This is a genomic window from Rhodoplanes elegans (genome assembly GCF_016653355.1).
Taxonomy (GTDB): domain Bacteria; phylum Pseudomonadota; class Alphaproteobacteria; order Rhizobiales; family Xanthobacteraceae; genus Rhodoplanes; species Rhodoplanes elegans.
Genome location: NZ_NHSK01000187.1, coordinates 1 through 21,038 on the forward strand (window position 1 = coordinate 1; position 21,038 = coordinate 21,038).

Sequence of the window (21,038 nt, forward strand, 5' to 3'; positions counted from 1 at the left end):
CTCCCCCCCTCACATCGTCCGGCCGACAGTGGCCCCGGTCCAAAGCCGGGGCCATCTGATTCTTTGGGGCTGCTTTCCGATCCTCGGGACTGTCGTGCGGGTCTCGCGGTGGCCGCGGCCGACGCGGCGCGGAGGCGCGCTCGACCATCCCCCGAGACTCGGTTCTCTGGAGACTCTATAGAGAGCGTCCGGTCCGGCGCCGCGCCGAGCCGATCCCGAACCCCCGACCCAGTCCTTCAGAGCGTCCCGCACTCCCGATGGCCAAGATCACCTTCGTCAGCTTCACCGGATCGTCCCGCACGGTCGAGGCCCAGCCCGGCGCGACCGTGATGGAGGCCGCTATCAAGAACGGCGTGCCCGGCATCGACGCCGAATGCGGCGGCGCCTGCGCCTGCGCCACCTGCCACGTCTATGTCGACGAGGCGTGGCGCGAGATCGTCGGCCCGCCGACCGCCATGGAGGAGGACATGCTCGACTTCGGCTACGACGTGCGGCCGAACTCGCGCCTGTCCTGCCAGATCAAGGTCCGCGAGGACCTCGACGGCCTCGTGGTGCAGACGCCCGAACGGCAGGCGTGATTCACCGACCTCCGTCGTCCCGGGGCGCTGCGAAGCTGCGAGCCCGGGACCCATAGTCCCTGTCCGTCGTGAGCCACTGATGCCGGGGGTCTGGATTCCGGCTTCGGCGCTGCGCGCCGCCCCGGAATGACCCGCCTCACCCCACCTCGGGCACGGCGCCGCCGCCGGCGCGCAGGCGCGTGGCGATCTCCTCCGGGAACGGGCGGGGCTTGCGCGTCTCGCGGTCGATCAGCACCAAAGTGGATTGGGCGAGGCCGGCGCAGCGGTCCTCGTTGAACACCGCCTGATCGAAGACGAGCGAGCTCGTCCCCACCCGCGCCACGCGGGTGCCGATCACCACCTCGCCCGGATAGTGAATCTCGGCCAGGTAGTCGATGTTCAGGTTGGCCTGCACATAGGTCGCGCCCTCCACCCACAGCCCGTAGCGCGCTCCGCGCAGCAGCGGCACCCGGCCGCCCTCGAAGAAGGTGAGGAAGACGGCGTTGTTGACGTGGTTCTGCGCGTCGAGGTCGCGGAACCGGATGGTGTGGACGACCCGGTGGGGATAATCGTCCGGCCGGGGCGGCTGGCGCCGGCGCGCGGTCCTCTCGTCGGTCACGGGTTGCAGTCCTCACGGGCGTGGCTTACAGGCTCGGTCCCCGAGCCCCGCGGGTCGCGGCGACCTCTTGTGCGTCGCCGCCGACCGCGTCGCAAGCCGCCCGCGCGCAGCGGTGGTCTGCGCGACGGCTCGAACCGGCACCCCCGTCCGCCGCACCGAAGGCGCCATGACCGATCCGCTGACCGATCCGACCGCGACCGCCCCGATCAAGACCGACGCGCTGATCATCGGCGCCGGCCCGTGCGGCCTGTTCGCCGTGTTCGAGCTGGGGCTTCTCGACATCAAGGCGCATGTCGTCGACGTGCTGCCCAAGGTCGGCGGCCAGTGCGCCGAACTCTATCCGGAGAAGCCGATCTACGACATCCCGGCGGTGCCGCGGATCACCGCCCAGGGGCTCGTCGACGCCCTGATGGAGCAGATCGCGCCGTTCGGCCCCGTCTTCACGCTGGGCGAGATGGTCGAGACGGTGGAGAAGATCGGCGACCCCGGGTTCCGCTGCACGACCGACCGCGGCACCGTGTTCGAGGCGAAGGTGGTGGTGATCGCCGCCGGCGGCGGCTCGTTCCAGCCCAAGCGCCCGCCCATCAAGGGCATCGAGGCGTTCGAGGATTCGTCCGTCTTCTACGCCGTGCGAAAAATGGAGGCGTTCCGCGACAAGCGGCTGATGATCGTCGGCGGCGGCGATTCGGCGCTCGACTGGGTCGTCAACCTGCACCCAATCGCCCATCGCATCACGTTGGTGCACCGGCGCGACGAGTTCCGGGCGGCGCCCGCGACCGTCGACAAGATGCGGGCCCTGGTCGCCGACCGGAAGATGGACCTGATCATCGGCCAGGTGATGGATCTGGCCGGCGAGGGCGGGGCGCTCGAGGCGGCGCTGGTGAAGACCGCCGACGGCAGGATGATCGAGGTCTTGTGCGAGGCGATGCTGCCGTTCTTCGGCCTGACCATGAAGCTCGGGCCGGTTGCGAGCTGGGGCGTCGCGCTCGACGGCAACCTGGTCAAGGTCGACACGGAAAAGTTCGAGACCAGCGTGCCGGGCTTGTTCGCGATCGGCGACATCAACACCTATCCGGGCAAGCTGAAGCTGATCCTCTCCGGCTTCCACGAGGGCGCCCTGATGGCCCAGGCGGCGGCCCGATACGTGTTCCCGGAGAAGCGGGTGGTGTTTCAGTACACCACCTCGTCGACCAGCCTGCAGAAGAAGCTCGGGGTGTCCTGACCGCCTTGGCCGGCCGGGGCCCTGCCGGTTCGGCTGCGTCCGGCCGCCGCGGCTCACGCCAAAGCGGTGTTGTCGTAGCGACACGCGCGCCAGGATTCCGGCGGCACACGGCGGTCCACCCATTTTTTCCCAGTTGCTTATACCCAATTTCGGTCCGTAATGACCCGTATAGAGCGGTCGGGCTAGGGCGCCCGGTCGCGATGTCGGGGCAGGCCATGCATCCGCCCCGCGTGACGGGGGCGTGTGTTGGATCGTCAGCCGAAGGTGTCGCCGGGCGGGCCGGTGAGCATGATCTGGATGCGGGATCGGAGCCGCCCCGGATCGCGTGGCCTCGCGGCGTGTCGTGCGGCGGCGTTGCTCGCCGGCACGGCGCTTCTGGTGCTGCCGTCGGCGGTGCGCGCGCAGAGCGCCGACTGGACCGGAGCGTCGAGCACCACCGCCAACTGGAGCGACACGGCAAACTGGAGCGCGGGGGTGCCGACCGCCACGGCGACCTTCCCGAACACGCCGAACACCGTCGCCGTCGTCGATGTCGCCTCCACGATCGAGACGATCGTCTTCACCAGCGATGCGCCGGCCTACACGATCAACGTGATGGCCGGCTTCGACATCACCGGCGCCGGGGTCGTCAACAATTCGTCGGCCACGCAGACCTTCGACGTGTTCGGCGGCGGCCTGATCGTGTTCCAGAACGCGAGCAGCGCCGGCAACGCGACGTACAACCTCTTCACGGCCGCGCTCACCTTTGACCACGGCAGCACGGCTGGCAGCGCCACCATCGTCAATTCGTCGAGCAGCACACTCAGCTTCACGGGGGCGAGCAGCGCCGGCAGCGCGACCATCACCAACGACAGCTCGCTCCTCCAGTTCTACGGCACCGCCACGGCGGCCGCCGCGACGATCACCAACACCAACTACGGCACCATGATGTTCGCGGCCGCGACCACGGCCGGCTCCGCGACCATCACCAACACGCAGCACTCGGGCATTCAGTTCGGCGACACGAGCACGGCCGGGAGCGCGATCATCATCAACAGCCAGTGGGGCCAGCTCGCCTTCACGGGCGACGCGACCGCCGGCTCTGCGACCATCACCAACCAGGCGATCGGATTCACGAGCTTCGGGCTCGGCTACGGCACCGAGACGACGTCGGCCGGCTCGGCCAGGATCGTCAACGACGGCGGCACGACGCTGTTCTGGTCGCACACGACCGCCGGAAACGCCACGATCGTGAACAATTCCGGCGGCGAGACGGTCTTCAACGCGTGGAGCACGGCCGGCAGCGCCACCATCGTCACCAATTCGGGCGGCCGCACCGACTTCTTCGACTTCGCGACCGGAGGAGGCGCGGCCTTCGTCACCAACGGCACCGGCGTGGTCGACTTCGGCGGCAGCACCGGACTGGACGGCAACGGCCGGATCATGGCCGGCTCGATCGCCGGCAGCGGTCGTTATTACATCGGCGGCGGCAACACCTTGGTGGTCGGCGGCAACGACCAGTCGACCGTGGTGACCGGCCGGATCGCCGACTACTCGGCCTGCGGCTGCGGCACGCCGGGGCCGGGCTCGTTGGAGAAGGTCGGCACCGGCACGCTGACGCTCGCCGGCACCAACACCTACACGGGCTCGACCCTGGTCACGGCCGGCACCCTGATCGTCAACGGCTCGATCGCCTCGTCGAGCGGCCTCGTCGTCGCCGAGGGCGGGGCGATCGGCGGCTCCGGCGCGCTGCCGTCGGCCACCATCAACGGCACGCTCGCACCCGGCAACTCGATCGGCACCGTCACGATCAACGGCAATCTCACCTTCGGATCGGCCAGCGTCTACCGCGTCGAGCTGTCGTCGACGGCGTCCGACTTCACCCGCGTCACCGGCGCGGCGGCGCTCGCCGGCACGGTCGCGGTGACGCTGCTGCCGGGCGAGACGGCGGCGCGGCACTACACGATTCTCACCGCCGCCGGCGGCCTGACGGGGGCATTCTCCGGCGTGTCGCCGTCCGGCTTGCCGCCCTGGTACACGGCCGTGGTGGGCGTGGTCGGCAACGACGTCGTGATCGACATCAGCCTGGCGCTCGCCGGCCTGGCCGGGCTGAACGAGAACCAGCGGCAGGTCGGCCGCACGCTAGACCGCGCCTACAACACCGGCCCGGGGCTGACCGGCCTGTTCACGACCGTGCTCGCCGCGCCGTCGATCCCGTATGCGCTGACCCAGCTCTCCGGCGAGATCGCGACCGGGGCCGCGACCGCGGGGTTCCGCCAGACCGACCAGTTCCTCGAGCTGATGCTCGATCCGTTCGCCGGCTCGCGTGCGGCAGGCGGAGCGGCGCCGGGTGCGCCGGCGCTCGCCTATGCGTCGGCGCCTGCCACGACGGGGCGAGGCGCCGGCGCCGCGGCGATCGACCGCGCCGTGAAGGCGCCGCCGATGACGCATCTCGGGCCGCACTGGCGCCTGTGGGCGGGCGCCTTCGGAGCCGACGCGACGTATCGGGGCGATGCGCATACCGGCAGCCACGATCTCGGCGCCCGCAACTGGGGGCTCGCCTCCGGCGCCGACTATCGGGTCACGCCCGACGTGGTGCTCGGCGTCGCGGTGGCAGGCGGCGAGACGTCGTTCTCGCTCGGCGGGATCGGCTCGGGGCGCGCCGATACGCTGCAGCTCGGCGGTTACGGGAGCTGGCGCGCCGGGCCGGCCTATGTGTCGGGCGCCGTCTCCTATGGCTGGCACGACGTGCGCACCGACCGCATCGTCTCGCTGCCCGGCGTCGCCGACCGTCTGCTCGGTGAATATTCCGGCCACGCGGTCGGCGGTCGCGTCGAGGCGGGCTGGCGCACCGTGGCGACCAGCGGGATCGGGATCACGCCGTTCGCCGCGATGCGCGTGCAGGCCTTCCGCACGCCGACCTACGCGGAGGCCGATGCGTCGGGGCTCGCCGGCTTCGCGCTGCGCTATGCGGACACGACCGCGACGGCGACCCGCAGCGAGCTCGGCGCGAGGTTCGACGCAGTCGCCTGGCGCTCCGCCGATGCGGCCCTGACGGTGCGCGGCCGGCTCGCCTGGGCGCACGAGTTCACGACCGAGCGGGCGCTCGACGCGAGCTTCGTCAATCTCGCGGGCTCCGGCTTCACGGTGTTCGGCGCGACGCTGCCGGGCGACTCGGCGCTCGTCTCGGCCGGCGCCGAGCTGAAATTGTCCCGCGGCGTCACGTTGCGCGGCAGCTTCGAGGGCCAGTTCGCCGACGATACCGAGATCTACGGCGGCATGGGCTCGCTGTCGGTCGCGTGGTGAGCCGCGGGAGCGGGCGGCCGCGGCTCCGTCCGCCTCAATACACCTTGCCGGTCATCTTGATGTCGGCCCACACCTCGCGGACCGTCTGGGTCATCTCGATCTTGCGGTCGGTATAATAGGTGTGGAGCAGGTGGTGCGCCTTCTCGGAGTTCGGCGCGCCGAGATAGTCGCGATAGAGCGCCTGGACCTGCTCGTTGCGGTGCGACTGGCGCACCGCCTTGGTCTTGTCGATGCCGAACAGCGTCTCGCGGCGCTTGAGTGCGTGCGGCAGATACGCCTTCTTGGAGCGCAGCGTGCCGCCGCCGTCGACGCAGCCGCCCGGGCAGGCCATGATCTCGACGAAGTCGAGATCGGAGTTGCCGGAGCGCACCTGCTCGACGATCTGCCGCGTGGGCTTCAGACCATGGCACATGGCGATCTTGACGGCGCCGATGTCGCCGCCGAGCTCGACGGTCGCGGTGCGCACGCCTTCGAAGCCGCGCAGCTGCTCGATCTCGACATGCTCCAGCTCGCGGCCGTTGACCACGTAGTACATGGTGCGGATCGCCGCCTCCATGACGCCGCCCGTGGTGCCGAAGATCGCGCCGGCGCCCGAGTACTCGCTCATGTAGGGATTGTCGAAGGTCGAGGGCGGCAGCGTCTTCAGGTCGATGCGCTCGCGCTGCAGCAGGCGGGCGAACTCGCGCGTGGAGAGGACGACGTCGACCTCCGGCACGCCGTCGTGGATCAGCTGGCGGCGGACGATCTCGTCCTTCTTGGCGATGCAGGGCATGATCGAGATGACGCGGATGCGCTTCGGATCGATGCCCATCCGGGCCGGGAGGTAGGTCTTGGCGAGCGCGCCGACGCACTGCTGCGGCGACTTGGTCGACGACAGGAGCGGCATGATGTCGGGATAGTGCCGCTCGACGAAGTTGATCCAGGCCGGGCAGCAGGACGAGAAGGTCGGTCCCTTCCTCTCCTTGAGCCGGTGCAGCAGCTCGGTGCCTTCCTCCATGATCACGAGGTCGGCGCCCCAGTTGGTGTCGAGCACGATCGAGGCGCCGAGCTGCTTCAGCGCCGTGATGATCTGGCCCTCGACATTGGTGCCGGGCGGCAGGCCGAACTCCTCGCCGAAGCCGACCCGCACGGCAGGCGCGAACTGCACCACCGTGATCAGCTCGGGATCGTACATCATCTCGAGCGCCCGGTCGGTCTCGTCGCGCTCGCCGAGCGCGCCGGTCGGGCACACCAGCACGCACTGGCCGCAGGTGACACAGGCCGAGTTCTTTTGCGTCAGCCCGTGACGCAGCCCGACCGCGGTGTCGAGGCCGCTGTTGATCTGGATGAGCGCGTCGACGCCCTGGCCGTCGCGGCAGATGGCGATGCAGCGCTGGCAGCGGATGCAGCGCTTCATGTTGCGGATCAGCGCGGGCGACGACTCGTCGACGGGGCGGGCGGCGACGCGGGCCGGATCGAAGAAGCGGTTCTGCCGCAGCCCGACGAACTGGGCGACGTCCTGCAGGTCGCACTTGCCGTGGCGGATGCAGGTGGCGCAGTCCTGGTCGTGGTCGGCGAGCAGCAGCTCGACCTGCAGGCGCTGCATCTCGCGCAGCTCCGGCGTGCGGGTGTTGACGTCGAGCCCGTCCTGCAGCGGCGTCGTGCAGGAGGCGACCAGATGCGTCTTGTCGGCATGCGGCATCTTGATCTCGACCAGGCACACCCGGCAGGTGCCGGGCGCGTGGTCGATGTCGTGCAGCTCGCACAGCGTCGGGATGTAGACGCCGTGGCGGCGCGCGCATTCGAGGATCGTCTCGCCGGTGCGGCCCGTCACGGCCTTGCCGTTGATGGTGGCGCTCAGGGTCGCGGCGTCGGCGGCGCCCGCGCCCGCCGGTGCCATGTCGGTCGGAACCATGTCGGTCGTGCTCACGGCGAGGTTCCCTCCGGAATGGCGCGCTCGGTGATCACCGAGTAGGTGCGGTAGCAGCGCATGCAGCGCTTGGCCTCGCGATAGGCCTGCTCGGGGCTGATCGTCTGCTCGACCTCCTCGAACATCAGCTTGCGCACGGTCGGGTCGAGCTCGGGATGGTGGACGCGGTATTGCGGCTTCACCGGCACCTCGACGGCGTCGTCGGCGAGCATCTTGTTGTCGTTGAGGATCTGGCGCATGCGCGTGCGCGCCTGGAAGCAGGTGTGGCCCTTCTGGATCCAGTCGTCGATCGAGCGCGCGGCCTTCAGGCCGTTCGCCATCGCGTGGATCAGGGTCGAGGGGCCCGACGCGCAGTCGCCGCCCGCGAACACGCCGGGCCGCGACGTGGACAGGTCGAACGTGTCGATCGCGACGCAGTTCCAGCGATCGAAGGCGATGCCGTCGTCGGCCGTCAGCGCGCCCTTGACGACCTGCTGGCCGATCGCCGCGATCAGGGTCACGCAGGGCATGATCCGCTCGGTGCCGGGGACGGCTTCGACGCCGCGGCGGCCGTGCCGGTCGGGCTCGGTCTGGCGCATGGTGGCGAGCTCGACGCCGGTGATGCGGCCGTCGGCCGAGACGATGCGGACCGGATTGGTGAGGAAGTGGAAGACGACGCCCTCGGCGATCGCCGCCTCGACCTCCTCCGAGTCGGCCGGCATGTCCTCGCGGGTGCGGCGATAGACGACATGCACCTTGTCGGCGCCCATGCGCAGCGCCGAGCGGGCGCAGTCCATGGCGACGTTGCCGCCGCCGACCACGATCACCTCGCCCGACAGCGAGACGGTCTGCAGCCCGGCGACGTGATCGTGCACCTCCAGCAGAAAGCCGATGCCGGACTTGTAGCCGGGCATCGCGGGATCCTCGTTCTCGACGCCGAGCCGGATGCCCTGCTGGCAGCCGATGGCGAGGAACACGGCGCGGTAGCCGCGGGCGAACAGGTCGTCGATGGTGAAGTCGCGGCCGAGCGCGCGGTCGAACAGGAAGCGGCCGCCCAGTTCGGTGATGATGTCGGTCTCCTTGCGCAGCACCGACTTCGGCAGGCGATAGGACGGGATGCCGATCGCCGCCATGCCGCCGGCCTCGCCCATCGCCTCGAGAATGTCGACGTGATAGCCGTGCAGCAGCAGATGGTAGGCGCAGGAGACGCCGGCCGGGCCGGCGCCGACCACGGCGACCCGCATGTCGGCGCCGAGCGGCTGGGCGATCAGCTCGCGCCCGAAGGTGAGCGCGCGCGATCCCGTCTGCTGGTCGGCGACGTAGCGCTTGAGCGTCTTGATGCCGACCGCCTCGTCGACGAACTTGCGCCGGCACGCCATCTCGCAGAAGCGCACGCAGACGCGGCCGCAGGTCGCCGCCATCGGGTATTTCTGCAGGATGACGCCGAGCGAGTGCTCGGGCTTGCCGTCGCGGATGTAGTCGATGTAGCGCGGCACGTTGATGCGCGACGGGCAGGCCTCGATGCAGGGCGCAGTCATGTAGGCCATGCCGTGCTGCTCGGGCTGCGGGCCGCGGTCGATCTCGGCCTCGATCACATCGCGGAAGCCGCGCAGCGCGTCGAGCAGCGCGCTCGCGCAGGTCTGGCCGAGGCCGCACATCGAGGTGTCGGTCATCTGCACGGCGAGCCGCTCGATCTCGGCGAGGCCGAGCGGGCTCGGCCGGCCCTGGCGCAGCGCGTCGAGCGCGTCGCGCACCAGCACGGTGCCCATCCGGCAGGGCGTGCACTTGCCGCAGGACTGGTCGGCCGCCTCGACCATCTGACGCCACAGTGCGTCGACGAGGCTGACGGTCGGATCGAAGATGAAGAAGCCGCGGTCGCCGAAGAAGGCGCGGATCCGGTTCTTCGGATCGAAATCGTCGACGTTGGCGAGCTCCGGAAAGGCGTTCGCCGGAAACGGGGAGGCACCGTCGCGGTTGTCGAAGACGATGCCGTCCCAGACGCCGTAGCTGACCTCGGTCATGGCTGCCCACACTGCCTGGGGGTCGGAGAGCGGGGGTGCGCCGGCCATCGCCATCCTACTCCGCCGGTCCGTCCGAAGTATCCGGTGGAACCCGCGGTCGTCCTCGCGCGACGCGATGGTCGCGGCCGGCCGGTCACGGGCTCGCGCGATGAAGCGGTCGTCCGCTCCCGGGGACATTTTTGGGGGTGCGCTGCAAAACGTGCCGTTCGACTCGCGGCACGACAAGCCACGTCGTTCGCAAGTCCGTGTTGCAGGACCGGCCATGCGGCCGGCGCATGAGGCCGAGCTCGAGTTGGCACGACAGTTTCGTGACGGGGCGTCGCCCGGGCGCCCGTCCGACCGCACAGGCGCGCGTGGGCGTCAGCGCCCGGGCAGCGCGCCCGAGCCGGCCGTCTGCGGCACCGGAGGAGTGGGCAGGGGACCGGCTGCGCCCGAAGAGGGCAGGGCGGGCGGCAGCGGCTCGGCCGTGATCGCCGTGTCGGGCTGCGGCAGGCCGAGCACGCCACGGGCGGCCGGCAGGGCGGCGTCGGCCATGGCGGCGTGGCCCTCGGCGGTCGGATGGACGGCGCCGCCATAGACGGCCGAGAGCACGCCCCAGGTGGCGTCGTGCAGGTCGCTCGGCTGCATGGTCGGCGACACGCCCTCGGGGAACGTCATGGCGGCGAAATAGCTGTCGTTCGCGGTGCGGATCCAGCGCGCCCGCGGGGCGTAGGGGCGGAAGTCGGAGGGGCGCGCCGCGCAGTTCAGCGGGGCGGTGGCGCCTTCGACCGGGCTCGTCGCGAAACTCGTCCCGTCGGTGGCGAAGCAGTCCCGGTCGAACGGCGGGTCCTCGGCCGCGCGGGCGCAGAAGCCGTGGTCGGCGAACACGGGCTGGTGGGCGTCGACGAAGGTCATGCGGTCGCGCGCCGGCGCGGCGCAGGCGACGCCGCCCGTGCAGGTGGCGAGCGCCTTCAGGCGCGGGAAGAAGCCGCGCTCGACGAACTGCGAGATGCGGGCGAGCCGGTCGCCGTCGACCCCGAAGGCCGGATGCACGTCGAAGCCGTCGCGGCTGGTCGGGCAGGCGCCGCCCTGCGGGGAGAGCGCCGGATGGCCGTAGGAGACGTAGACGAGGCGCTCGAGGCTGCCGCCGAGCAGCGGCTTGAGGGCGCCGCGCAGCCGTTGGAAGCCGGTCGGCAGCGTCGTGTCGATGGCGCGCTGCGAGGCTTCGACGCTGCCGATGACGCCGGCGCGACGGAACAGCGTGCGCTCGGCCGAGGCGTCGATGATCACGTCGGCGACGAGCCCGGAAAAATCGACGTCGTTCGCCCCGATGGTCAGGAAGACGAGGTCGAGGCCGCGCTGCGGGTGGGCCTTCTGGGCCTTGGCGACGAGGTCGCGGAGCTGGGCGATCTGGCCCGGCATCTGGCGCGGGCAGGAGGCCGAGCCGCTGGTGCCGCAGTTGAGCTCGCGCGACGGCTGGCCGGCGAACAGCCCGGTCTCGATGGTGGCGCCCGTGCAGGCGAGCGGCAGGAAGGTGACGGCGAGGCGCGGGTTCTCGACGGCGAGGGCCAGCGCGGCGCGCAGCTGATAGCCGTAGAGCGAGCGGTGGCAGGGCGCGCTCATCCAGCGCGCCGAGAGGCGCGCCCATTCGGCCCGGTCGCCGTCGCTGCCGATCCCGGCGCCGCCCGACTCGCACGCCTTGTCGCCCTTGAAGCCCTGGCGGCCGGGCCGGAAGAACTCGTTGCGGCCGCCGCCGCCGAAGCGGCGGAAGCAGAAGCCCTCGTCGGACAGCACCACGGGCCGGTCCGGATTGCCCTCGCCCGAGGCGATCGAGTCGCCGAGCCCGGCGATCAGCAGATCCTGGACGAGGATCTCGGTGGTGGCGCGGCGTGCCGGCTGGACGGCCGTCGCGCCGCCCGCCGTCGCGCCGCCCGGCGCCACGATGTCGACCACCGCGATGGTCGGCTTGCCGAAGACGACGCGCAGGTTGACGGGCTCGGCACACGGCGCCGTGACGCTGCGCGGCAGCGAGTCGCCGTCCTCGAACGTCCAGGTGCATTGCGCGGCCGGATCGACCGCGCCGGCGAGCCGCGCCTCGATGCGATGGTCGGCCGGGGCGAGATACGACTCGCGCACCCCGTCGCGCTGACACTCGTCGGCGACCCGGCCGGCCGCATCGGTGCACAGTCGCACCACGGTGTCGCGCGCCCAGCCGCGTCCACCCGTCTCGGCGGCGAGCGCCTGCTCGGTCGCCAGCACGCTGCGGCCGGCCGCGGCCGTGACGTGGCGCTGAAAATCCTTTTCGTCACGGAACAGGCGGAACCGGTTCTTCACCTGCCAGTCGATGGTGACGCCGATCGCCGGCTCCGGCGGCGGGACCACGGTCGGCGCCGCCGGCTGGGCGTTCGGATCGGGATGAACCGTGATCGACGGGATGCCGCTGGCCGGGGCCTGCCCCGGGCCGGTGTCCTGGGCCAGCGCGACGTTCGGGAGCGGCGCCAGGAGCGCGAGGGCTGCAACGAAGGCCGCTGCCCGGCCCGTCACCGCGGCCGCCGCCAGCATCGTCCTCGCCGTTCCGCTTCGCCGCGCCATCATGGATCTCCCGTCGGTCCCGCCGTGCGGGGCCGGTCCTGTACCGGTTCTATACAGTGGCGCGGCGACAACGCGGCGAAAGCGTGACGCCGGCCGGACACCGGTCGGGGAGCCGTCAGCGGGCGGCGAGGCCCGTCATGGTCGTCTCGTCGGCCGCCAGGGCGTGGGTGACCAGCGCCGCGGCGGTCCGGGCGGCGGCGGCGAGCTCGCCGGGGCGCACGAGATCGCGCCGGTCGCGCGCCGTGAGCAGCAGGCGCAGCGCGGTGCCCGGGTCGTCGAAGCCGGCGATCAGCCGCAGCGCCGGAATCCCGTGCGCGGCGAAGTTGGCGTGATCCGAGTTCGCCATCGTCGGCAGGTGAGTGGCGAGCGCCAGCCCCTCCTCGGCGGCGACCCGCCGGACGAAGCGGTCGAGCGCTGAAAAGTCCGTGGTCAGCGCCGTGAGCGACGGGGCGCCGCCGACCGAGTCGAGATTGACGGCGAGCCGCATGCGGGCGCGCTCGTCGTCGTCGAGCCCGGCGAGCCACCGGCGGGAGCCGGCCAGGCCCCATTCCTCGGCCGAGGTGAGGCAGACCCGCAGGCCGCGCGGCTGCGCCGCGACGCCGGCGGCGAGGCTGCGGGCGACCGCCAGCGCGACGGCGACGCCGGTCGCATTGTCGATGGCGCTCTCGCCGTGCGGATGGCCGTCGACATGGGCGGAGACGACGACGAGGTCCGGTCCATGGCCGGGCAAGTCGAGAGTGAGGATGCGGGTCCGCCCGGCGACGTCCTCGCCGTCGATCACGATCCTGGCCCGCGCCGGGCGGCCGTCCGGGCTTTGCGCGAGTGCGGCTGCCGCAGCCGTGTCGATGCCGAGCGCCGGGATGCCGGGTCCGCCGTCGCGGCCGCTCGATCCTGACACCGGGCCGGCCTCCGGCTCTGGATGGGCGATCAGGAAGCCGACGGCGCCGCGGCGCTGGGCGTGGCCGAGCTTGACGCGCCGGTGCACGTGCCCGGCCGCGAACGGGTACTCGTGGCGGACCAGCACGATGTGACCGGCGATGGCGTCGCCGGCACGCTCGAAGTCGTCCGGATGGCCGCGGCCGAGATCGATCACCTCGGCCTCGACGCCCGCGGTCGCCGCGGTGCCGAGCAGCGGCGTGCAAGCGAGCGCCCGGCCGGTCGCGAGATCGACGAGCCTCGCGTCGCGGCACAGCCAGCCCGCATAGCCGACCGGCCAGGCGCGCGGCGGCGGCGCGCCCACCGCGGTCGCGATGTCGGCGAGGCGGCCGAGCGCCCAGTCGAGCGCCGCCCGCTCGCCGGGCGAGCCGGCGACCCGCCCGCCGAAGCCGCACAGCGCCTCGAAATCAGCCCACAGCGCGGCGTCGGCGCCGCGCTGCGTGCCGCCGAGCGCAGGCGCCGTCACGGCACCACCACGCCGACGCTGCGGACGATCTCGGCCCAGCGCGCCGTCTCGCTCTCCAGAAGCGCGCGGAACTCCGCCGGCGACCTGGTCGACGGTGCGACGCCGAGCGGCTCGAGCTTGACGGCGAAGTCGGGCGCGGCGAGCACGGCGGCGAGCTCCCGGTGCAGCTTGGCGGTGATCTCGGCCGGCACGCCGGCCGGCGCCAGGATGCCCCACCAATGCTCGACGACGAGGTCGATGCCGCTCTCCTTGAAGGTCGGGATGGTGGGCCGCGACGCCAGCCGCGTCTCGCTGGCGATGGCGAGCGCCCGGATGCCGCCGCCGTCCAGCATCGTGCTCGCCGTGGCGAGCGTCGTGAAGGCGGACTGCACGTGGCCGGCATAGAGGTCATTGACGGCCGGGCCGGCGCCGCGGAACGGCACGTGCACGAGCTTGGTGTCGGTGCGGGCCTGGAACAGCTCGGCGGTGAGATGCGTCGTGCTGCCGATGCCGCCGGACGCGATCGTCACCGTGTCGGGCTTCGCCTTGGCGAGCGCCACCAGGTCCGGCGCGGTCTTCGCCGATACGCCGGCATTGACGAACAGCACCATCGAGGTGGTGCCGATCAGCCCGACCGGAGTGAAGTCGCGGACCGGGTGGTAGGGCACGCCCTTCTGGATCCCCGGCACGATGGTGTGCGGCATGTCGGCGAGCAGCAGCGTGTAGCCGTCGGGGGCGGCCTTGGCGACGATCTCGGTGCCGATCCGGCTGCCGGCGCCGGCCCGGTTGTCGATCACGATCTGCTGGCCGAGCGACTTCGACAGCCGCTCGGCGAGCAGCCGGCCGAGCACGTCCGAGCTGCCGCCGGCCGCGTAGGGGACCACCAGGGTGATCGGGCGACTGGGCCAGGGCTGCGCCGCGGCGCTCGTGGTGATCAGCGTCAGGCCGAGAACGGCCGCCCACTTCGCCAGCATGTGTCGTCTCCGAAAGGGACGAGGGTCGATGGGCCCAGGCCTATCGACAAGGCAGCCTTGTGGCAAAGCGAAATGGCGAGCAGAGGCGGGACCGAGAACGCAATTAATATGCAGCAAGAACGTGGAGAAATCGGCCACGACGATGCTATAAGTTCAACTTATGGACTTCGACGTTCGTCATCTCGAGGCGTTCCGGGTCGTGGCCGAGACCCGGTCGATGACCGCGGCGGCGCGCCTGCTCGGCGTGTCGCAGCCGGCGGTGAGCAGCCTGATCGCCCGCTTCGAGCAGCAGATCGGCCTGACGCTGTTCCGCCGCACCGGCGGCAGCCTGGAGCCGACCGCCGAGGCCGTGCAGCTGGTCGACGTCGTCGCCCCGGTGCTCGCCGACTTCGATCACGTGCGCCAGGCGATCGCCGACATCCGCGACGGCCGCTCCGGCCGGCTGATGATCGCGGCGCAGCCGCTGGTCGGGCTGGCGCTGCTGCCGGGCGTGCTGGCGGATTTCGCGCGGGCGCATCCGGGGGTGTCGCTCAAGGTGCTCACCAGCACGTCCGAGCTGGTGCGTCACATGGTGTCGGGCCATGGCTACGATCTCGGCATCGCCGACGTCCGGCTTGACGCGCAAGCCGCCATGCTGGCGAGTATCGCGGCGCCGTGCGTCTGCGTGCTGCCGGCGGATCACCGGCTCGCCGGCTACGCGATGCTGACGCCGACGCTGCTCGACGGCGAGCCCTTCGTCGCCAGCTTCCCCGAGCGTGAGATCCACCACCGCATCGGCCGCGCCTTTGCCGATGCCGGCGCGCAGTGGACGGTCGTCGCCGAGGTCGATTTCTTCGCGGTGGCCGTCGGCATGGTGGCGAACCGGATGGGCGTGACGATCGTCGACCCGTTCACGGCCGCGCAGGCGCCGCCGGGCGAGGTCGTGGTGCGGGCCTTCGCCCCGGCGCTCGACTATCGCTTCGCCGTCTATCACCCGTCGCACCGGCCGCCATCGACCGTGGCGCGCGCCTTCGTGCGCAGCTTCCTCGCCGCGGTTCAGGCCGTCGACGGTGTCACGGTGTCGGGTCGCGACGCCGACCGCTGAGGCTCGGCGCGCTTGGCTGGGCGACGTCAGAGCCTGACCGGACAATGAGTGAGTGTTTTCGGAGGGCTGTGATTCCGTCGGATTTGCAAAGATTCGATGGAGAGCACGATGCCTTGGACCGAAATCACTCGCGCCCAGTATCGGCGGGACGGGCTGCGCTTCGCAAGCAATCCGACCGACGCGGAATGGGCGTTGATCGCGCGGCGGCTGCCGCCGCGCCGCCGGATGGGTCGTCCTCGGACGACCGGTCTGCGTCGGGTCGTCGAGGCGATCCTCGACGTGCTGTCCACGGGCTGCCAGTGGCGGGCGCTGCCTGGAGACTTCCCGCCGCGCTCGACCGTGCAGGGCTACTTCTATGCGTGGCGGGACACCGGCTGGTGGCGGCGGATCGTGACGGCTCTCGTCCGCCTGGCGCGCCGGCAGCTCGGGTGCAAGCCGACGCCGACCGCGGCGATCATCGACAGCCGGAGCGCGCCGACCACCGAAAGCGGCGGCCCACGGGGCTTCGATGCGGGCAAGCGCGTTCACGGACGCATGCGCCACATCGTCACCGACACCAACGGACTGCTGCTCGCCGTGCTGGTGCATCCGGCCGACATCCAGGACGTGCACGGGGCGGTGCCGCTGCTCGAGCGCCTGCGGATCAAGGTCCCCCAGGCTCGGCTTCGTGCTCGCCGACGGCATCTATCGCGGCAAGAAGCTCGTCGAGGCGCTCGCCCCCTGCGGCCGCTGGACCATCGAGATCGTCGAGCGGCCGCGGGGCGTCAAAGGCTTCCAACTCCTGCCGCGCCGGTGGGTGGTCGAGAGAACATTCGCCTGGTTCGGCCGCTGCCGCCGCTTGGCGAAGGACTTCGAGCGATCCATCGCGACAGCGACCGCTTGGCTCCTCGTCGCACACCTGCGGCTCCTCACCCGCCGCCTCGTTAGACCCTGTCAATAAAGGCCGAATTTCGAGTCAGGCTCTCAGGTCGTGTCCTGATCTCGTGACGTGAGTCCGAGACGCCGAGCGCGGCGGTCCTGAACCGCCGCGCTCCTGTCATTTCTCGGCGCGCAAATCGTCAGAGCGGCCTGCGGTCAATCGGATCAGCCAGTACGTCCAGGGGAGGTCGACCCAGGTTTCCGCTCATTCCCGCGCAAGCGGGAATCCAGGAGTGGAACGACGAGCGGACCCGATGATCAATGGGCCGCGAGACGAACGGGCCGTCGATCCGCCCCTGAGTCCCCGCCTTCGCGGGGACGAGCGGATATTTGCTCGGTTCATCACGACGAACGGCCGCTCTGGTTCGCCCGAACCGCTCTGGACGGACTGATCAGCGCCGGTCGGGATTGCGGCCGACATCGCGGACCGGATGGCCGCGGTTCGGCTCGCCCTCGTCGGTGTCGTGGTCGTCGTCGCGGCCACGACCGCCGGCGAAGGCCGGCCGATACGACGTGTGCGACCGTCCGGCATTGCCCATCAGCAGCGCGCCGACGGTCGGCACGATGATCAAAGTGAGCGCGAGGATCACGCCGAAATTTTCCTGCACCATGGAAGCCTCCTGGCTGTTGGGTGTCGATCGGACAATCACCGGTCGGCGCGCGGGTTCCGCCATGGGCACGGTCGGCATGTCGGCCGCGCAGCGGCCCGGCCCGCAAGAGGGCGCGTGCGAGGGCGCGCGGGCGGGGCGTCGGAGGCCTTCGAAATCAAGCGTATAGCGTTAAGCGCGCGTTAAACGCGGCGGCTTATGGTGAACCGCATCCCGAGTGCAGTCGTAGCGCGTTCGCGCGGGACCCGTCATGCCGTTGTTCTCAGTTGCGTTGCGCACCGCGTATCGTGGCACCGCGTCTCGTCGGGCCACGTTCGATCGCACCGGGCGGAGGGGCATCGCCGCTCCGCTCGGGCATCTCCGGGCGAGGATCGCCGGTCTGGTTGCCGCCGCCCTCCTGATGGCGGCGCTGCTCGGCGTCGCCGTCGCCCAGAACGCGCCGGTCCGCGGCGAGCTCTCGGTCACCACCAACGAAGGCTATGCGCGCCTCGTCTTCCACTTCGCCGACGATGTCGAGAGCGAGGTGCGGATGGCGAACGGGCTCGTGATCATCGGCTTTCGCCAGCCCGTCTCCGTCAATGTCGAGCGGCTGCCCAGCATGGCGAGCGGCTGGGTCGGCGCCGCGCGCCGCGACCCGGACGGTCGCGGCATCCGCATCGCCCTGTCGCGCAGCGCCAAGCTCAACACGCTGACGGCGGGCGAACGCCTCTATGTCGATCTCCTGCCGGACAACTGGAAGGGCGCTCCGCCCGGCCTGCCGCAGCAGGTGGTCGAGGAGCTCGCGCGGCGCGCCCGCGAGGCCGAGCGCAAGATCAAGAAGCAGCAGCAGCTCGTCCGCCAGAAGCAGATGCCGCTGACGCGCGTCCGGGTGTCGCACCAGCCGACGTTCTCGCGCTACGTCTTCGATCTGCCCGATCTGATTCCGGTGGCGACCTCGCGCGAGAAGGACGCGCTCGTCCTAACCTTCGACGCGGCCCTCAAGTTCGATCTCGCCGACGCCAAGGGCAACATGCCGCCGATGGTCGGCGGCGTCGACACCGAGATCCTGGAGCAGGCGACGACGGTCCGCTTCGGCTTCATCGGCAATGTCGACGTCCGCACCTTCCGCGAGGACGAGAGCTTCGTGGTCGATGTCGGGGTGGTCGACGCGCAGAAGCGGCGCGGGGCCGGTGACGTGGCCGGTCGCGCCGCCGAGCTCGCCGCCATCCTGGCCGGCTTCGAGGGCTGCGCCCTCAAGGCGACGGCCAACAAGCTGTGCTTCGCCGACGGCAAGCCGGGCGCCCCCCTGATGCTGATCGGCGAGGCGCCGGGCCGCGACGAGGATCTGGAGGGCCTGCCCTTCGTCGGCCGCTCGGGCAAGCTGCTCGACCGCATGCTGGCGGCGATCGGCATCGACCGGCACGGGCCGGTGGAGACGGCCGCCTACATCGCCAACACGGTGCCGTGGCGGCCGCCCGGCAACCGCACCCCGACGCCGATCGAGACCCAGACCTGCCTGCCGTTCGTGAAGCGCCAGATCGAGCTCGCCGATCCGGCCGTGCTGGTGTGCCTGGGGGCGCCGGCCGCCCAGACCCTGATCGGCATCAAGGAGGGGATCATGAAGACGCGCGGGCGGTGGTTCACGTATCACACGGGGCGGCGCGAGATCCGCGCCATCGCCACCTTCCACCCGGCCTATCTGCTCCGCCAGCCGCTGGCGAAGCGGCTCGCCTGGCGTGACTTTCTCGCCGTGAAGGCAGCGCTGGCCGAAGCCGCGGCGGGGCGGCGCGACGGCGCGTGACAGCATCCGCGCGGCGGGTGTCGGCTACGTTCGAGCTGGACGGTCGTCGGGGCGGACGCGGCGTGCCGGCCGTTACGGCCGGGCCATCTTGCAGGCCGGATTGTAGGCCCAGTTGCGGTCGAGCCCGACCACGCACCATTCCACGCCGGAGCTCGCCCCGGCGAAGCCGGTGCTCTCGGCGACCGAGTAGTTGATCGTGCGGGCCTTGCCGTCGGAGGTCAGCACCCGGCCGGTGCAGAAGCGCCGCGGGATGGTGCCCGAGGCCCACGGCATGAACTTCACCTCGTGGACCCGCTCGAACCCGACGATCGTCAGCTCCGAGTTCCAGAAGCGGCGCTCCTTCTCGGCGAAGGCCTGCTGGATCTGCAGGAGCGGCCAGGACTCCTCGCACAGCGGCACCACCGCGTCGTAGCGCGGGCCGGAGAGCCAGAAGTTCAGCTCGAACAGGTTGGCCGCCCGGCCTTCGGCCGCGACGCTCACGGTGAGCGCCGCGGCCGCAGCCGTCGCCAGCAACCGGACGAACTTCCGAGTGGCGCTCATGGCCAGTCCCCCACTTCCCCCGTGCCGACCGTGGCGCGCCGGCCGGCGGGGGTCAAGCTTCGCCGGCCGGCGCCACGCACGAAGCCGGTCCAGTGTGTCCCGGCTGCACCGGCGGACCACGTCACGGTGTGCGCCTCGGCAGGACAGCAGGACCGGCGGCAGGCAATTCACACGTGGCGGTCGGGCCGATGAACCCGCGCCGGACGTCGGCTGCGCGACGTCGCAACGCCGACATGGAATGCCACGGAGCCGCCCGGAACGTCGGAAACCGGCTCGAGGCGCGCAGGCTGCGCGATATCCGGGTCTTCGACACCTCCGAAAACCGCGCATAGGTGTCATCCTTCGGTCATACAACCAGAATCTCTGCGCGGTGGCGAGTCACACACCGGACTTTGTGATGCGTACCGGAACAAAATCGCTGTTTCTCATCCCGTCGAAACGGGCGCTAAGCACAGGAAGGAGCTGTTCGATCGCTGCATTTTTGAAATGAATTCCCGAGGCGAGGCCACAATCAGAACGTGCAGTCACACCTTGGAATGGCGAACGTTTCAAGAACATCAGCCCTTTCGGACAACTTACTAGCTCTTATTGGCTAGCCGCACACCGCTGTCATTCATGAATCGAAGTTGGGCTCAGGTAATCCACCTTGGCGAACTGCCTGTACCGGGCGATCTACTTAGAATAAATTTAAACGGCGACTCGGACTATGCAGCTCATCGTAGGATATGAAGCAAAGTTTATGATGGATAACCTCGCGACGTGCAGCACACATCCGGAGCTCGAACGCGTTTTTGCGACCAGCGAAACGTTGTTCTCTGGACAATCCGTTCGGATCGTCATTCTGGCCCGGTCCGGAACCATTCTGGCGGCGAATTCCGGCTGGAGAGACTTCGCCCAGAGCGCGGGCCTCGGCTTGCCGAACAGCGGCATCGGCCAAAACTATCTCCAGTATTGCGCCTTCGCGGACGAGCAATCGGGTCGCATCATCGACGGCGTGACCCAGCTGTTGAACGGCCGGGTCGATTGCCTCTCGTTCATCTATCCGTGCCACACGCCGACCACCCAGAGCTGGTTCCTGATGCTCGGCTTCCCGTATGCGAAGGACGACGCGCGCGCGATCCTGTTGCATGTCGACATCTCGCGGCTGATGCCGGCGGCCTCGGCGGACCGGCCGAAGCCGGTCGTCCTCAAGGACGATTTCGGGGTCGAGCCGTTCAACGCCCGGCTCGAGCGGATGATGGAGACGATCGAGCGCTCGATGCGGTCCGCGGCGACGGGATCCGACGCGGTCGAGCTGCCCGAGGCGCACGCCCTCGTCGACCCGAAGGGGACCGGTCCGTCGGTCGCCCTCAGCCGGCGCCAGCGCCAGGTCCTCGAGCTGATGGCCAAAGGGCTGAGCAACATCGAGATCGGCCGCATGCTGGCGATCTCGCCGAACACCGTGAAGATCCACGTCTCCGGGATCCTGGCCCGGCTCGGCGTCCCCAATCGCGCCCAGGCGATCCATTGGACGCTGACGCGCCCCCAGGAAGCGATGCGGCGGCTTCCCTGAGCCCACCGTCGGTGGCCCGGAGCCGGCCCGGAGCCCGG

The 21,038-nt window shown here is 70.6% G+C and carries 16 protein-coding genes and 1 pseudogene; 7 read left to right on the forward strand and 10 right to left on the reverse strand.

The window, feature by feature from the left end; translation table 11 throughout:
- Nucleotides 1-257 precede the first annotated feature (257 nt).
- Nucleotides 258-578, forward strand: coding sequence for a 2Fe-2S iron-sulfur cluster-binding protein (locus CCR97_RS22555; RefSeq protein WP_111355493.1), 321 nt, complete (start codon nt 258-260; stop codon nt 576-578).
- Between the two features lie 136 nt (nt 579-714).
- On the opposite strand, the gene CCR97_RS22560 is transcribed toward CCR97_RS22555, so the two are convergent.
- On the reverse strand, nt 715-1,176 hold the full coding sequence (locus CCR97_RS22560; protein ID WP_170145686.1) for an acyl-CoA thioesterase: 462 nt from the start codon (nt 1,174-1,176) through the stop codon (nt 715-717).
- A 166-nt stretch (nt 1,177-1,342) separates the two neighbouring features.
- Here CCR97_RS22560 and CCR97_RS22565 point away from each other — a divergent pair, with 166 nt between their 5' ends.
- Nucleotides 1,343-2,398 (forward strand): NAD(P)/FAD-dependent oxidoreductase, encoded by a 1,056-nt coding sequence (locus CCR97_RS22565; RefSeq protein ID WP_111355491.1) that lies wholly within the window; start codon nt 1,343-1,345, stop codon nt 2,396-2,398.
- Nucleotides 2,399-2,652: 254 nt separating this feature from the next.
- Here CCR97_RS22565 and CCR97_RS31410 read toward each other — a convergent pair whose 3' ends face one another.
- The gene (locus tag CCR97_RS31410) at nt 2,653-2,886 is read right to left on the reverse strand and encodes a hypothetical protein (protein WP_170145685.1); all 234 of its coding nucleotides are present in this window, start codon (nt 2,884-2,886) and stop codon (nt 2,653-2,655) included.
- On the opposite strand from CCR97_RS31410, the gene CCR97_RS22570 reads away from it, so the two are divergent.
- On the forward strand, nt 2,873-5,683 hold the full coding sequence (locus CCR97_RS22570; protein ID WP_170145684.1) for an autotransporter outer membrane beta-barrel domain-containing protein: 2,811 nt from the start codon (nt 2,873-2,875) through the stop codon (nt 5,681-5,683). The genes CCR97_RS31410 and CCR97_RS22570 overlap by 14 nt on opposite strands.
- A gap of 34 nt (nt 5,684-5,717) precedes the next feature.
- On the opposite strand, the gene CCR97_RS22575 is transcribed toward CCR97_RS22570, so the two are convergent.
- The 5 genes from CCR97_RS22575 to CCR97_RS22595 form a co-directional block, all read right to left on the reverse strand.
- Nucleotides 5,718-7,592, reverse strand: a complete 1,875-nt coding sequence (locus CCR97_RS22575; protein WP_245428702.1) for a [FeFe] hydrogenase, group A — start codon at nt 7,590-7,592, stop codon at nt 5,718-5,720.
- Nucleotides 7,589-9,592 (reverse strand): FAD-dependent oxidoreductase, encoded by a 2,004-nt coding sequence (locus CCR97_RS22580; RefSeq protein WP_111355489.1) that lies wholly within the window; start codon nt 9,590-9,592, stop codon nt 7,589-7,591. Before CCR97_RS22580 ends, CCR97_RS22575 begins: the two co-directional genes overlap by 4 nt.
- A 360-nt stretch (nt 9,593-9,952) precedes the next feature.
- Entirely contained in the window at nt 9,953-12,133 is a 2,181-nt protein-coding gene (locus tag CCR97_RS22585; protein ID WP_244670619.1) for an SGNH/GDSL hydrolase family protein, read from the reverse strand.
- A gap of 145 nt (nt 12,134-12,278) precedes the next feature.
- Nucleotides 12,279-13,565 (reverse strand): M20/M25/M40 family metallo-hydrolase, encoded by a 1,287-nt coding sequence (locus CCR97_RS22590; RefSeq protein WP_146618641.1) that lies wholly within the window; start codon nt 13,563-13,565, stop codon nt 12,279-12,281.
- Entirely contained in the window at nt 13,562-14,518 is a 957-nt protein-coding gene (locus CCR97_RS22595; RefSeq protein ID WP_111355487.1) for a Bug family tripartite tricarboxylate transporter substrate binding protein, read from the reverse strand. The genes CCR97_RS22590 and CCR97_RS22595 overlap by 4 nt, the downstream gene beginning before the upstream one ends.
- A 160-nt stretch (nt 14,519-14,678) precedes the next feature.
- On the opposite strand from CCR97_RS22595, the gene CCR97_RS22600 reads away from it, so the two are divergent.
- Both CCR97_RS22600 and CCR97_RS22605 read left to right on the forward strand, forming a co-directional pair.
- A complete protein-coding gene (locus CCR97_RS22600) occupies nt 14,679-15,602 on the forward strand; it encodes a LysR substrate-binding domain-containing protein (protein ID WP_111355486.1) in 924 nt (307 codons plus the stop codon).
- A 108-nt stretch (nt 15,603-15,710) separates the two neighbouring features.
- A protein-coding gene (locus CCR97_RS22605) for an IS5 family transposase (protein ID WP_201159872.1) occupies nt 15,711-16,542 on the forward strand; the annotation gives its coding sequence in 2 pieces (ribosomal slippage) (nt 15,711-16,244 and nt 16,246-16,542; 831 coding nt in all).
- Nucleotides 16,543-16,912: 370 nt separating this feature from the next.
- On the opposite strand, the gene CCR97_RS22610 is transcribed toward CCR97_RS22605, so the two are convergent.
- The gene (locus CCR97_RS22610; protein ID WP_207199554.1) at nt 16,913-17,209 is read right to left on the reverse strand and encodes a hypothetical protein; all 297 of its coding nucleotides are present in this window, start codon (nt 17,207-17,209) and stop codon (nt 16,913-16,915) included.
- Nucleotides 17,210-18,269: 1,060 nt separating this feature from the next.
- Between CCR97_RS22610 and CCR97_RS22615 the strand changes: the two are divergent.
- Nucleotides 18,270-18,908, forward strand: a pseudogene (locus CCR97_RS22615) (uracil-DNA glycosylase); the annotation flags it as partial.
- A gap of 72 nt (nt 18,909-18,980) precedes the next feature.
- Here CCR97_RS22615 and CCR97_RS22620 read toward each other — a convergent pair.
- Together CCR97_RS22620 and CCR97_RS22625 are read right to left on the reverse strand one after the other, a co-directional pair.
- Nucleotides 18,981-19,448 (reverse strand): hypothetical protein, encoded by a 468-nt coding sequence (locus tag CCR97_RS22620; protein WP_201159873.1) that lies wholly within the window; start codon nt 19,446-19,448, stop codon nt 18,981-18,983.
- 378 nt (nt 19,449-19,826) lie between these two features.
- Nucleotides 19,827-20,006: a hypothetical protein gene (locus CCR97_RS22625; protein ID WP_201159874.1), complete on the reverse strand. Its 180-nt coding sequence runs from the start codon at nt 20,004-20,006 to the stop codon at nt 19,827-19,829.
- Nucleotides 20,007-20,361: 355 nt separating this feature from the next.
- Here CCR97_RS22625 and CCR97_RS22630 point away from each other — a divergent pair, with 355 nt between their 5' ends.
- Nucleotides 20,362-21,000, forward strand: coding sequence for a response regulator transcription factor (locus CCR97_RS22630; protein WP_244670620.1), 639 nt, complete (start codon nt 20,362-20,364; stop codon nt 20,998-21,000).
- Nucleotides 21,001-21,038: the final 38 nt, after the last annotated feature.